Source organism: Sphingomonas sp. A2-49 (assembly GCF_025548555.1).
In the GTDB taxonomy this organism is placed as follows: domain Bacteria; phylum Pseudomonadota; class Alphaproteobacteria; order Sphingomonadales; family Sphingomonadaceae; genus Sphingomonas.
The window spans coordinates 51,708-65,372 of sequence record NZ_JAJLPA010000023.1; the positions used below are offsets into that span (position 1 = coordinate 51,708).

Sequence of the window (13,665 nt, forward strand, 5' to 3'; positions counted from 1 at the left end):
TAGCTTAAAGGATGCCAGAATTCGCGCAACGGCTAGTACGGATGGGTCTTAATCACCGTGCTAACGCGCAACTTGTGAGCATCACAGATTTCTGACACCTCACCATAACGCCAGCCGTACCAACCGCGGTAGAACCATACGGCAGATCAGCCCTGTTCCTTCCGGGTAAGCCTACCAGTGCTAAAACCCGCCAGCCAAGCGCGGCATAGGTCCAACCGGTCGTTGCAAAACGGACAGTCAAGGCGCGTACCCTCGGGATCGACACCGGTTTTGAACCCCTGTCCGTAAACAAGGGCAATTAGTTCGTCCGTGTCGTCCATTCGCTACGCCAATGCCATACAGGGTCACACCGGCGCGGATAACGCCGAGAGATGCCATATGCACGCGCAACTGACTTACAAGTGCGACGCCGCGTAGACCAAACCGCGGCAGGCCCTAAATACTGACGCTAAGGGACTGTACAGCGGCAAGTGCGTAGACAAGCTACCACGTAGCTGAAACGGCGCAGCGTGCTCCTACGGAGGTATTTAAAGCTTCCACGTCAGGCACGTTGCGCGATCATGGGCAAGCGATGGCTAGGTGTGAGGTTGCCGGAAAAATGGGGGCGGCACTGTGTACGGATCGGTACACCAGCGGCGATAATCCTCTAGGACTTCGGTCGTCGCCGCCGCCGCCGCCGCCGCCGCTTATGTTACCATTCAACGGCAAGCGTCGGGTATCTTTATCAGCAGGTAAAATTAACCCCCCTCTGCCCGCACATGACGGCCAAGCCGACCGCTGCTTTACTGCTAATAAAGCTCAAAGTAAAAGCCGCCGTCCGGTTGCCCAAACGACGGCTTAAGGTTCGACCATGAACCTCTAGAAATTATGCGAATTTGACGGTCGTGGTCACGTTCTTCTGACGGCGGCGCATTGCGAAGCCGACAGCACCGATGCCGAGGATCATCATCACCCATGTTGTGGGTTCAGGAACCGCGATGATAGAAACGGAGAAAAAGTCGATTGATATACGATGGGCGGCGTTGAGGTATGGGTTCCAGTCCAAGGATGCTTTAGCGCCTTTAAAGGCGGCAAAGGTAGCAGGATTAGTCGGCAAATCGAGACTGTCTATTACGGTCGAAGTGTTATCTTGAAAACTAATACTAACAACGTCTAGATTACGCCCTGCAATGGGATCGCCTATCGCGCCAAAGTCATCGAATAAGATACGGTCAATGGGTCCATTCGGACCCGCTTCGTTATTTGTAACGAACATTCTAGCTGCTTCACTGAATGTGACCTTGTAGTCACCAATCGTCATTCCGCCGCCAGTGGGAGCGTGGCGGTAAAACCGTATCGAGGGGTCTAATACCCCGCCGGGAGAAAATGTCTCGCCGGCCGCAGTTTCGTCAAATGTAAACCAAGCGCTGGCTTCCTGGCCTATTACGAACGTGCTCGTCGTATCCGGAGTCTGATAATAAATATAGCCAGATAGCTGAACGGTAACCATCGCGGCGGCGGGCTGGGAAATAACGGTGCATAAGGCAAGTCCTAAAGCACCAATGAGTTTTGAAAGCATCTTGGTCCTCCCCGCGTTAAGCTAAAGTGGGCTTGCTAACTAAAGGTCGGCGGCGGCGTGTTGCATACCCCACGGCACCCATGCCTAGAACGATCATGGCCCACGAAGTCGGTTCCGGTATTGCAAGCACCGGAGCATTAAGTACCCCAAGGAAGTTTGGCGTCCCAAAGCCTTGGGTGACAGTGATCGCCGTGACAAATCCCGTAAAACTTGCTCCATCGCCAGCGAGGTTAACGCCGGTTGGCTCACCACGAAAGAAATTAATCGTCGAGCAGAGAGGGTTTACGGCGACCGTCGTGCCAAATGCAATATTGGTGAAGTCTCCACAGGCGTTGACGGTGAAATCCCCGGTCGGCCCCCTCGTGTAGCTCGTAACGTCCTGTCCTATTGTGAGGTTGGTTTTTGTCCCCGCGCCATAGATCGACTCGTAAAGATATTTTGGTCCCGATAGGCGACTGAAACCAAAGCTGCTCAAATCCGAGCCGAGTACGACAAGTTCAAGCGAGGAGTTGAGCGCGCCCTCACGGTGATACGTTTCAAACCCGGAGGGTCCAAAGGTTTGACGGTCCCGACGTGCGTAGCCGGATACGTCCAGCTTGATTGTTAGGAAATCAGCGGCGCTTGCGATCTGCGGAACAGCAAGCAGGCCGATAAAAATCGCACCGAATAAGACATTTCTCAACAAGCGTCTCCCTTTTCGTTAACGCGACATTAACAATGTCGGGAATGTTAATCTAGGGCTTACTCTTTTTTTTCTCAATTTTTGACGGCGTATGTATCCCTGGGCGACTTAGGCAGCAGGTATCGATCTCCGGGCGTCACGCTCTGGATCGAACTAACGGAATCGCGCAGGACGGCAGCCAGCAGCAACCGCACTTCATCCCCGGACAGCACGGTCTTTGCATTCTACGCCGCTCATACTGCCTGTCTGTAATGGATAGTGCCATACCGCTCCGCATCTTCGAACGGCAGAGCGCTCCATTCCTCGCTCGGATAGCACTCGTCATAAATCGCCCTAGCGGCGGCGCGCAGCTGCATATCGTGGCGCATCGTTTCGACCCCCGTTCATCACCGATAGCATATCGAACAAAGAGAGAACGATTCGCGACCTACTATTTAGAGCAGGGCTCTTCTCGGACACGTCCGTGCGACGCGCTTTGCGTTGTCCCATCTCGCTTTGTAGGCCGCCTGTCCGTGTTGAAGCTGCCAGCATGACAAATCGCCTTTGTCGCTCGACAAGGTAGCCAAGGTGCGTCCGAAGCGATCCTGACCAGCGCGGAAGATACGGATCGTGCCTACCATCGCGTCAGCAAGCGATTGCCTCGCCGCATACGGATTGCCTCCGGCGCAAGCGCGACCTTCCCGGCAGTGACCCGGCAACTCTGGCGCGTCGATGCCAAGTAGTCTTATCCGCTCGCCATCGCACCGAATGGTGTCGCCGTCCGTAACAGTGCATCCGCTGACCGTGGCGTCATAGCCGGGCCGCAGGAGCGACAAAGTGGACGTTGGCATGACACCCGCGATACCGCCAACTAGGGCAGCAACGCCAAGGATCAACGCCGGTACAACGAGGCGCCGTGCGTTCTCTCTACGCCGCTTGGCGCGATATACCTTCCCCATGCGAATAGGTACGGCGCGAAAGGGCTTACGCGGGGGAGCAGTCATGCGGCGGTCCTGCGATCGGCGTGCACACGCCGCCTTAGTACAGACAGCGCAAATGCGAAAAAAGCCGCCACCCCTTCTCCGGGATGACGGCTTCCTCAATTTAAGAGCGGGGGAACGCTTAGGCAAACTTAACGGTCGTCGTAACGCCCTTATTGCGACGACGCATCGCGAAGCCAACAGCGCCCGTGCCGAGGATCATCATTGCCCAAGTCGCAAGTTCCGGCAGAGCCGGAGACGCTGCCGAGTTGACTTCGACCGACCGGGTGTAAAAGAAACTACCGGGCATATCGGCGGCAATCATCGTAAAATCCGCGGAAACCACGCTGTTGTATTGTTCATCGTACCTAATATATGAATAGAAATCGGTATTCGATCCGTCCATATTGAATCCTGGCACACCAGCTATAGACCCACCAAAATAAAAAGCGAACGGCACTCTTTCTACCGCGACGTGATCTAAATCATTTTTATAAAACGTGAACCCGTTATCGAATACGATGCTCGCGTCGATTAGCGAACTATCCCCAGTTACAGTGTCAAACCGAACCTCATAAAACCCGCTTGCTGATGATACAGGCGACGACTGAACAGGAGAATTATACCCACCACGAATATCCGACGCATTAAATTGATAACGTGACTGCACGATTTCAGCATTACTAGATCCACTATATAAGGCTGAAATCGCCAATGCCGCAGCATAAAGCGTCCGATTAGTCATAAACCCCCCTTTGCGTTAATTACAAAAGCGGATAACCGATTATGACTGGCCCGACAATAACGAAGCTTACCGATATTGATTAGTCAAATGTCACAGATAGAGACTAAGGTGGCAATCAGGTTGCCCGTTTTTCCACCCGCTGGATTGCGGCCCGCGAGACGCCATGCTGCTTAGCCAGCACGCCTAGGGAAACGCCTGCGGCACGCGCAGTGCGGATTGCTGCCTGTTGATCGTTAGACAGCGCCTGGGGGCGTCCTAGAGCCTTACCCGCCGCCTTGGCGCGACTTAGCCCCGCCTGTGTCCGCTCGATAAGTAGATCGCGTTCGAACTCCGCGACGGCGGCGATAACACCCATGGTCATCCGACCGGCGGCGCTCGTTAGATCGACACCACCAAGGGCAAGGCAGTGAACACGAACCCCATCGCTAGCCAGGCGATCGACAGTGGCGCGAACGTCCATTGCGTTCCGGCCCAACCGGTCGAGCTTCGTGACAATTAATACGTCTTCGGACTCAAGCCGGTCGACGAGCTTAGCGAAGCCCTTGCGTTCCATCGCCGCGATCGACCCGGACACCGTTTCCGTCACGATCCGCTTGGCATCGACATTGTACCCGGCACTCTCGATCTCTCGAACCTGATTGTCGGTCGTCTGGCCGGTGGTGCTGACACGGCAATAAGCGAATGTGCGGGCCATAAAAGCAATTCCTGTATCGATTCGGTGTATCGATATTGGCACCGCATCTAAATGTAGTCGAGTCTATTATTCGATACAGTTGACGACGATGTATCCAAAACGACCGATTGCGTTAATGCCTGTTGGCGAGCAGACTTTCTACCGATTGGCTACAGCCGCAATGACACCTTGTAGCCTCAAGCAAGTGACAGATTTCCCGAACATCAGGTCGATCGGTAAAAATGCGGCGGAAGCAGACGCAGTGCTGGACTATTTTTTGACCACTGATGCAGTGCGGAAAATTGAGTCGAACGACGCCTTTCTGATTCTTGGACGCAAAGGATCAGGAAAGACGGCCCTCGTCAGGCATTTCACCAAAGATGAGAATAACCCATTTGCGGTCGCGCTAAACCTTCGGGGATATCCATGGGGCCTACACGCGGCGCTCGGCAATGAACAGGTTTCGGAAATCGAGAGATACGTTGCTTCTTGGCGATACCTTATTGCGGCTCAAGCGGCGTCAGCAGTCCTTTCGGTTAGGCGCGACAACGAAATTGATGAGGAGAAAAAGCTTCGTACCTTTTTTCGTCAAAATTATGGCGCCCCGTCAGTTGACGTCGAGCGGGTGTTTGCCTTGGACCGTCTCAAAATTGATAAGGCCGTACTTAATCCGCAGATAGCAGGAAATTCAATAGGGTCGATAGAGTTTAAGTCAGTCAAACCGGATTTTGGCCAGCAAATTGAAGCCGTAGCGTCCGAAGTATCCCGGCTCGTCGCTGCAGTTATGAAATACCGAGGCAACGCTTGGATAGAGCTGCATTTTGACGAGCTAGACTTCGGGATCGAGCGATTTGAGCGTCAGCGGGAACTTATGATAGTCGGGCTAGTCTTGGCAGCGCAGACATTTAGCGGTGGAGCTGATCCTAGAAGGCAACTTATCAGACCATTTGTCTATCTCCGACATGATCTTTGGGACTCGTTCAATTTTTCTGATAGGAACAAGATATCTCGGGGCGCCGCACTTTTCCTGAATTGGAACTCTCAATCTTTGCAGCAAATGGTCGACGTCCGGCTCACTAAGCTTATTGGGCTTCCTACGCACTGGAGCGATTTGATCGACTCAGACCGCATGCGTGGTACCCAGCAAAAGTGGGATTACATAGTTGCCCGTACATTGGACCGACCACGTGACGTGATCAGTTTTATCAATATGATATTAGAGTCGAAATCCTCCGACGGACTACTTTCGAATGACGAGGTAAACGCAGCACGTGCAGAGTATTCTACATACTTTAAGGAGGAACTAGACGATGAAATTAAAGCTCATTGGCCTTTATGGGAGGACGCGATAGCGGCCCTGCGCGACATAGGATACGTTACTTTCACTAAGCCGCAATTTATAGCGGCTTACGACCTGTCAAAAACTGCTGACAATCCTATCCAAGATGGCGAAGCCGCCTTAAAGAAGCTGTTCGAATATTCAGTAGTTACCTATCGCAGGCCAAAAGGTGGCGGGGGGTCCGAATGGAACTGGCGATATAAAAACCGCACTGCTACTTTCGATTCGCGCGCAGAAAGCTTTCGCGTTCACCCCGGCCTGATCGAATTTGCAAACTTGCGAGAAGAACGTCGCCCCTCAAAATAATCTTATTGTGGTCGGCCTTATTCATCAAAATGCCTTCGCTATTAAAACCACTTCTCGCGCATGTGTATTATATTGACAATACACCTATATCTTTTGGGTTGGGCCTCATCTTGACATCCAAGGGCAGCGCCTCGTGTACGATATTTGGCAATGCGTTTGATACCGTATCGGCTTTGACGGTCGGCTCCCCCGCCAGTCTCAAATACTTGGCGGGCGCGTAAGTTACCCCGCTTCGGGCTATATCTGACTGCGTGATAGGTCGGCCGTCGAATCGCGTTGACGCCAATCCACAGGCTGGGATTCACCAAAACAAGGATGTTGGGCGCGTTGTTGGACCTCGGGGAATCAATCCGAATTAATCCAGCAAAAACAATGACTTCCAGAAGGAAGTGGCGGAGAGGGTGGGATTCGAACCCACGGTACCCGCTAGGGCACGCCGCATTTCGAGTGCGGTACATTCGACCACTCTGCCACCTCTCCGCAGAAGACTTCAGCGCGCCGTAAACGGCGGGTTCGGTCGGTCGAGGGCGCGCCTCTAACGGGTTCGTTTTCGGGTGGCAAGCGCCGTTGTGCTTGTCTGCATCGGAAAGACCATTAGATTGCGTGCATGCCCCGCCACGATCCCATCACGTCCCTGCCCTTCGCCGATACGCCCGCCATCGCGCACGCCCGCTTTTCGATCGGCGAGGTCGTGCGCCACAGGCTGTTCGATTTCCGCGGCGTGATCTTCGACGTCGATCCCGTCTTCGCCAACACCGACGAATGGTATGAGGCGATTCCGGAAGCGGCGCGGCCGCGCAAGGACCAGCCCTTCTATCACCTGCTCGCCGAGAACATGGAGTCGAGCTACGTCGCCTATGTCAGCCAGCAGAACCTGGTGCCGGACGAAAGCGACGAACCGATCGACCATCCCGCGATTTCGGGCCTGTTCACCGACTTCGCCGACGGCCGTTATGCCTTGCGGCGCGAACATCGCCACTGACGGTCCCGGACGACGGCCATGAAAAAGGGCGCCGCGGCATCGACCGCGGCGCCCTTTTCTGATGGTGGCGTCAGAAGTTCACGGCGGCGCGGGCGTAAAGGAAGCGCCCGTTGAACCCGAACGGCGAGAACCCGCTGTACGGCAGGAACTGATAGGTCGCGGGATAGCTGCCGCCGACGCTCGCCGGGCGCAGGCCGAACGGCCGGCGATCGGGATAGACGTCGAAGGCATTGTCGACGCCCAGCGTCAGCTGCACGCCGCGCAGTTCGTAGCTGAGCGAGAAATCGGTGATCCACTTCGGGCGTAGCACCTGATCGTCGGGGCCGAGCGCGGTCAGGCTGGTGGCGTTCGTGCCCAGCGGTGCGGTCGTCTCCGGCGAGATCACCGAACCGTAGCGCGTGGTGCGGGCCGACACGCCGACGCCGGCGATCTTGCCGTCGGTCGCCAGCACCACCTTGGTGCGCGGCTGGCCACGCTCGAAGCGGATCCCCTCGACCCGGCCAAACAGCACCAGGCCCGGGATCTGCGCGAGCGAGCCGAGGTTGTTGAGGCGCTTGTCGATCTGGTTCTGCGTGTAGTTGTACGCCGCCGAAAAATTCCAGGCGCCGATGCCGGGCAGGTTGGCGCGATAGGTGGCGACCGCATCGACGCCCTGCGTCGTGGTGTCGAGGCCGTTGATGAAGAAGCGCGCGGCACCGACGGTGCTGAAGCCGTTGGCGGCGAGCACCGCCTGTACCGCGGCATTCTGCGCCGGCGTGCCGACGCCCGCCGCACCCAGATTCTCCGACAGCACGATGCGATCGGTGATCTTGATGCGGAAATAGTCGACCGTGACGTTGAAGCCACGGAACGGATTGAGGGTCGCGCCGCCCGACAGGTTGAGCGACTTTTCGGGATCGAGCGGCTGCGATCCGAGCGCGCGGGCGACCGGGCTGCTGACCGGCACCGTCGACACGTCGACCGGCACGCCGGCGAGGAAGTTGGTCGAGGTGGTGGTGAAATATTGCTGGTGCAGCGATGGCGCGCGGAAGCCGTTCGACACCGATCCGCGGATCGCGACGCCGGGGATGAATTCGTAGCGCAGCGCGAGCTTGCCGTTCACGGTGTCGCCGAAGTCGCTGTAATGTTCGTATCGCCCGGCCGCCGTCGCGGTGAGGCCGGTGAACAGGTCGGCGTCGAACTCGACATAGCCGGCGAAGCTGTCGCGATTGACGTTGGTGCGCGCCGATGCGGGCAGGCCGCCGAAGCCTTGCGCACCCGCCGCGGCGGCGCGGCCGGGGAAGGAACAGATGCCGGTCGCACCGGTGTAGACGCCGCCGAGCACCGTGCAATTGGTCGACGTCGTGGCCCGCGATGCCTGGAAGAACGGGCCGGTCTGATAGGATTGCGGGTCGCCGGGGCGGATCTGGTAGATTTCGTGGCGATATTCGCCGCCGAACGCGAACGACAGCGGCCCGGCGAGGCCGGCGTCGAACTGGCGCGAGAGGTCGGCGTTGGCGAGGATCTGCGAGAAGGTCAGGCCACCCGCATCGAACGAGCGCTGGCTCTGCGGCCCGAACGAGACGTTGACGCTGTCCTCGGTACGGTAGTTCAGCTCGTTGCGGCCGAAGCCGACCGAGAAGTCGCCCTTGAAGCCGGCGAGGTCGGCGCGGATGCCGCTGGTCGCCGACATGTCGTCGATGTTCGACTGGATCTTGGGCAGGTAGCCGTCCGGCGTCAGGCCGACGAAATTGCCGTTGGTCGGCGTCGTCGCAGGGGTCAGCACGGAGAAATCGCGGTTGGTCGCCGCCGACTGCTGGCGGAAGTTCGCCGCCGACAGGCCGTCGCGATGGCCGTAGGTGGCGAAGGCGTAGAAATCGGCCGCGCCCAGCGGCAGGCCGGCGTTGATGAGGAAGTTGAAATCCTCGGTCTTCGCATCGCCATAGCGGAAATCGAGCCGGTTGAAGCTCGCCTCGCGCGGGTCGAACGTCGTCGACGTCGGGCGGACGTAGTTGGGCCGCAGGTCGTAGCCCTGGCGGTTGGTGAAATTGCGGTCGCGATATTCGCCGGTGAAGTTGAAGAAACCGCCGTCGCCGACCGGCAGGCCGACGTTGACGCCGAACGTCGTGTAGATGCCGTCGCGCGCCTTGCGTTCGCCCGAGCTGGCGCCCTGCAGATAGCGCGAATCGGTCGTGTCGAGCGCCGGCTGGCCACCGACGAGGCCGTCGAAGTTGGAGACGCCGTCCAGCGTCGTCACGTATTTGCCGTAGCTGACCTGCGCGCGGCCGCCCGAATCGGCGGTCTTGAGCTGGACGTTGATGACGCCCGCGATCGCATCGGACCCGTATTGCGACGATGCGCCGTCGCGCAGCACCTCGATCTGCTTGATCGCGAGCGCGGGGATCATGTTCATGTCGACCGCGGCGGCACCGCGACCGACGGTCCCGTTGATGTTGAGCAGCGCCGAGACGTGGCGGCGCTTGCCGTTGAGCAGCACCAGCGTCTGGTCGGGGTTGAGGCCGCGCAGCGTCGCCGGACGGGTGACGTCCGATCCGTCGGCGATCGACGGCTGCGGGAAGTTGAACGAGGGCACGAGCTGGTTCAGCGTCTTGTTGAGCTCGCCCGTCCCCGACGCCTGCAACGCGCTTTCGGAGATGACGTCGATCGGCACCGGGCTGTCCGCGACGGTGCGGTTGGCGACGCGGCTGCCGATGACGACGATCTGGCTGCCGGCGTCGTCCTCGGGCGCCGTCTGCGCTGCGGCGGTCGTCTCCTGGCTCGGTGCCGACTGGACCGTCTGGGCCGCGACCGGTCCGGCCGCCAGCAATCCGACGGACAGCGACGCGCCCGCGAGCAAGTTTCCGCGCTTCATATCATTCCCCCGTTTCCGGCGGCGTTGCTACCGTCCGGTCGGGCGACACTTTATGTCGTCGATTTGCCACGACAAGCGCGACGGCCCGACGATGTCGCGATTTGGCCTCATGCTGTTGCTGCACTGCCACATCGCATCCCCCGCAACGCGAGCGCGCGTCGGCAGTTGACATCGCGGCCGGCTTTCCTTAGCTGCCGCCCCTCATCCCGCCGGGTCTTCCCGAGCGGGTACAAGTTTTTTGGGAAGTGACTAGAGCCATGTTCGCAGTCGTGCGCACGGGCGGCAAGCAGTATCGCGTCGCCGCCGGAGACAAGATCGTCGTCGAGAAGCTGGACGGCGAAGCCGGTGCCTCGATCACGCTGGGTGACGTCCTGCTCGCGGGCGAAGGCTCGGAGCTGAAGAGCGTCGAGGGCCTGACCGTCGCCGCCGAGATCGTCGCTCAGGCGAAGGCCGACAAGGTCATCGTCTTCAAGAAGCGTCGTCGTCACAATTACCGCCGCAAGAACGGCCATCGCCAGAACCACACGATCCTCAAGATCGTTTCGGTCGGCTGAGCCCAGCGCGAACAGGAGTTAGAGCAGCATGGCACATAAGAAAGCAGGCGGTTCGTCGCGCAACGGTCGCGATTCGGCCGGCCGTCGTCTCGGCGTGAAGAAGTTCGGCGGTCAGGAAGCGATCGCGGGCAACATCCTCGTCCGCCAGCGCGGCACGAAATTCTATCCGGGTGCGAACGTCGGTATCGGCAAGGACCATACCCTGTTCGCGCTCGTCGACGGCCGCGTGGCGTTCCACGAGGGCAAGCTCGGCCGTAAATTCTGCTCGGTGCAGATTATGGCGGAAGCCGCCGAATAACATCGGGCGACCAACCGGGTTGCCCACCAGGGCGACCCGGGTTCCTCTCGACGAGGAACCAGCCAGACGAGGGAGACGGGTCCGCCCCGGCTCCCTTTTTTCTTGCTCCCATGACCCCATTGTCCCTGCCGCGTCACAGGCGCGTGGCACGGGCACGGCCAAGGAGAGAGCAAGAATGTTCGCCCGCACCAAGAGACTGACGCTGCGGCCTGCGTGGCCGGAAGACGCCGCCCCGCTGGCGCAGGCGATCGGCCACGAGGCGGTCGCCCGGATGCTGGCACGCGTGCCCTATCCCTATGGCGTCGCGGATGCCGAACACTTCGCCGCCGCCCCGCGCGGCGCGCACGAACCGCGCTTCCTGATCCTGTCGCACGAGACCGCGACGCCGGCGCTGGTCGGGGGAATCGCGCTGACCGATCACGGCGCGGGGGTCGAACTCGGCTATTGGCTGACGCCATCCGCCTGGGGCCGGGGCTATGCGACCGAGGCGGGACGCGCGGTCGTCGACATGGCGCGCCACGCGCTGCCGCTGCGGCGGCTGACCGCCTGGCATTTCGCCGACAATCCCGCATCCGGCGCCGTGCTGCGCAAGCTCGGGTTCCGCAGCGGTGGCGGCATGACGCCGCGGCGCTCGGTCGCCCGGGCGGCGCCGGCACCGGCATTACGCTACGATCTGAACCTCGACGATCGATGCGCGCCGATGCGAATCGCGGCGTGACGACGCCGGCACCGGCCGCCTAGGCGGCGAGCATCAGCCGGTTGCGGCCGTCCCGCTTGGCCGCATAGAGCGCGCGGTCGGCCCGGTCGAGGATGGCGTCGACCGACAGGCCGGGAATGAAGGCGGCGACGCCCAGGCTGACGGTCACGCCGGGCTCGTCCGCTTCCCCGACGCTCGCCTCGACCGCGGCGCGGACGCGTTCGGCGATGCGCATCGCGATATCGGGGCTGGCGTCGGCGAGCACGAGCACGAATTCCTCGCCGCCGTAGCGGCCGATCATGTCGCTGCCGCGCAGCGCGCCGGCGGCGGCCTGTGCGACGCGGCGGAGCACCCGGTCGCCGACCGCATGGCCGAACCGGTCGTTGACCGACTTGAAATGATCGATGTCGAACAGCGCGACCGACAGCGTGCCGCCGCCCTCCCCGGCCGCCGCGATGCCGTCGGCGAGTTGCTTGACGATCCGGCGGCGGTTGGCGAGGCCGGTCAGCACGTCGGTCTCGGCCAGCCAGCGCGCCTGTTCGGCCGCGCGCTCGGCGGCGTCGCGCGCTTCCTTCAGGATCGCCTCCGCCTCGACCTGGTCGGTGACGTCCTGGAGCACGCCGAACAGCCCGAAGGCGTCGTCGCGCGACGACAGGTCGCGTTCGCCGCGCGACACGACGTGGCGCGTGGTGCCGTCGCTGCGCACGATGCGGGCGGCGAAGGCGAAGGCGACGCCGTCGGTCAGCCCCTGCGTCACGATCGCCGACACGCGCTCGCGGTCGTCGGGATGGTAGCAGGCGATCGCCTCCTCGACGCTGGGGGCGGGACCGATCGCGCGGCCGTGGATATGGAACACCTCCGGCGACCAATAGACCGCCTGCCGCGTGGCATCGACCCGCCAGTGGCCGATATGGGCGGCACGTTCGGCAAGGCTGAGCAACCGGATCCGCTCGGCGAGTTCGGTGCGCAATTCGTCGCGGCGCGCGAGCAGCGCCGCCATCGGCAACGCCGACACGAACAGAGTGAGCAGGTAGAATTGGAAGAACAGGCTGCGCACGTCGTAGGAGCCGCGCACCTGGAGGATCGGGCCGTGGCCGGCGCCGAGGCCGGCGGTGCCGACGACGGTGACGATGATGATGCTGAGGATGCCGCCCGCGGTTCCGCACCGCATCACCGCGACCAGCACCGCGAGGATCGGCAGGAACAGCAGCGGATAATCGTCCTGGAAGAAGGTGACCCCGGCGAGCGCGGCGGTGAGGACGCCGATGCCCAGCAGGTCGACCGCCCGCGGACGGACGTCGCCGGGACGCGCCGGGGCGCCCGACCGGAACAGGATGAGCAGAAGCGGCGCGATGACCAGCATGCCGAGCCAGACGGTGCCGAACCACGACAGCGCGAATCCCGGCCGCTCGTTACCCGATGCGGCGGTCGCGATTCCCGCGCTGACCATCGACGCGATCAGCGTCGCGAGCGTGAAGCGGGTCAGGCCGGAGGGGCTGATGAGCGACACGTGCGTCGCGTCGCGCCGCCGCAGCGCCAGCGCGACGATCATCCCCTCGATCACGTTCGCTGCGGTGAAGCCCCCCGCGAGCGGCAGGGACGCGCCCATCTGGAGATTGGCGACCATGCTGGCGACGCCCGCGGCGATGGCGAAGTGCCACAATCGCTGGCGGGGGACCGCGAGCAAAGTGGCGAGCAGCAGTCCGCTCGGCGGCCATACCGTCGCGATCTGGTTGGCGCCGCTGGTGCAGGTGAGCGACAGGATCGCCAGCCAGTAATAGTTCAGGCCGAGGACGACCGGTCCAGCGCGTGACGTGCCCAGCCATGACAGCGATCGAACCATAACGGGGCTTTATACCACAAATACTTAACAGCCGGTCAAGGATCGGCGGGCGGCGCCGCGGCGGTGGCGCGCGCGGGCGACCGACACGGCGCCAGACGATCACGCGATGGTGTTGCTTTCGGGCAGGAATCGCCACACACGGCGGGACGCCCCCCTTCCCTGTCCCTCATACACATCT

General features: G+C 60.8%; 11 protein-coding genes and 1 tRNA gene. 5 read left to right on the forward strand and 7 right to left on the reverse strand.

Translation table 11 applies throughout. The features are described from left to right. Positions 1–865 precede the first annotated feature (865 nt). From LPN01_RS15590 to LPN01_RS15610, 4 genes are all read right to left on the reverse strand, one after another. Positions 866–1,558, reverse strand: coding sequence for a PEPxxWA-CTERM sorting domain-containing protein (locus tag LPN01_RS15590; protein ID WP_262829340.1), 693 nt, complete (start codon positions 1,556–1,558; stop codon positions 866–868). Positions 1,559–1,574: 16 nt separating this feature from the next. After that, positions 1,575–2,243 carry a PEPxxWA-CTERM sorting domain-containing protein gene (locus LPN01_RS15595; protein WP_262829341.1) on the reverse strand — a complete coding sequence of 223 codons (669 nt, stop codon included), beginning with the start codon at positions 2,241–2,243 and terminating at the stop codon, positions 1,575–1,577. A gap of 1,098 nt (positions 2,244–3,341) precedes the next feature. Continuing rightward, complete coding sequence (locus LPN01_RS15605; protein ID WP_262829343.1) at positions 3,342–3,944, reverse strand: PEPxxWA-CTERM sorting domain-containing protein; 603 nt, start codon at positions 3,942–3,944, stop codon at positions 3,342–3,344. A 115-nt stretch (positions 3,945–4,059) separates the two neighbouring features. Next, positions 4,060–4,638 (reverse strand): recombinase family protein, encoded by a 579-nt coding sequence (locus LPN01_RS15610; protein WP_262829344.1) that lies wholly within the window; start codon positions 4,636–4,638, stop codon positions 4,060–4,062. An 88-nt stretch (positions 4,639–4,726) separates the two neighbouring features. On the opposite strand from LPN01_RS15610, the gene LPN01_RS15615 reads away from it, so the two are divergent. Then, positions 4,727–6,262 (forward strand): P-loop ATPase, Sll1717 family, encoded by a 1,536-nt coding sequence (locus LPN01_RS15615; RefSeq protein WP_410482843.1) that lies wholly within the window; start codon positions 4,727–4,729, stop codon positions 6,260–6,262. Between the two features lie 390 nt (positions 6,263–6,652). Here the strand turns inward: LPN01_RS15615 and LPN01_RS15620 are convergent. Further along, positions 6,653–6,742: transfer RNA gene (locus LPN01_RS15620), tRNA-Ser, on the reverse strand. Positions 6,743–6,869: 127 nt separating this feature from the next. On the opposite strand from LPN01_RS15620, the gene hspQ reads away from it, so the two are divergent. Then, positions 6,870–7,244: a heat shock protein HspQ gene (hspQ, locus tag LPN01_RS15625; RefSeq protein ID WP_262829346.1), complete on the forward strand. Its 375-nt coding sequence runs from the start codon at positions 6,870–6,872 to the stop codon at positions 7,242–7,244. Positions 7,245–7,314: 70 nt separating this feature from the next. Here hspQ and LPN01_RS15630 read toward each other — a convergent pair whose 3' ends face one another. Further along, positions 7,315–10,095: a TonB-dependent receptor plug domain-containing protein gene (locus tag LPN01_RS15630; RefSeq protein ID WP_262829347.1), complete on the reverse strand. Its 2,781-nt coding sequence runs from the start codon at positions 10,093–10,095 to the stop codon at positions 7,315–7,317. 257 nt (positions 10,096–10,352) lie between these two features. Here LPN01_RS15630 and rplU point away from each other — a divergent pair, with 257 nt between their 5' ends. From rplU to LPN01_RS15645, 3 genes are all read left to right on the forward strand, one after another. Further along, positions 10,353–10,649, forward strand: coding sequence for a 50S ribosomal protein L21 (rplU, locus tag LPN01_RS15635; protein ID WP_262829348.1), 297 nt, complete (start codon positions 10,353–10,355; stop codon positions 10,647–10,649). A gap of 28 nt (positions 10,650–10,677) precedes the next feature. Continuing rightward, complete coding sequence (gene rpmA / locus LPN01_RS15640; RefSeq protein WP_037534549.1) at positions 10,678–10,947, forward strand: 50S ribosomal protein L27; 270 nt, start codon at positions 10,678–10,680, stop codon at positions 10,945–10,947. A 175-nt stretch (positions 10,948–11,122) separates the two neighbouring features. Then, positions 11,123–11,665: a GNAT family N-acetyltransferase gene (locus LPN01_RS15645; protein ID WP_262829349.1), complete on the forward strand. Its 543-nt coding sequence runs from the start codon at positions 11,123–11,125 to the stop codon at positions 11,663–11,665. 19 nt (positions 11,666–11,684) lie between these two features. Here the strand turns inward: LPN01_RS15645 and LPN01_RS15650 are convergent, their stop codons facing one another. Continuing rightward, positions 11,685–13,487: a sensor domain-containing diguanylate cyclase gene (locus tag LPN01_RS15650; protein ID WP_262829350.1), complete on the reverse strand. Its 1,803-nt coding sequence runs from the start codon at positions 13,485–13,487 to the stop codon at positions 11,685–11,687. Positions 13,488–13,665 lie beyond the last annotated feature (178 nt).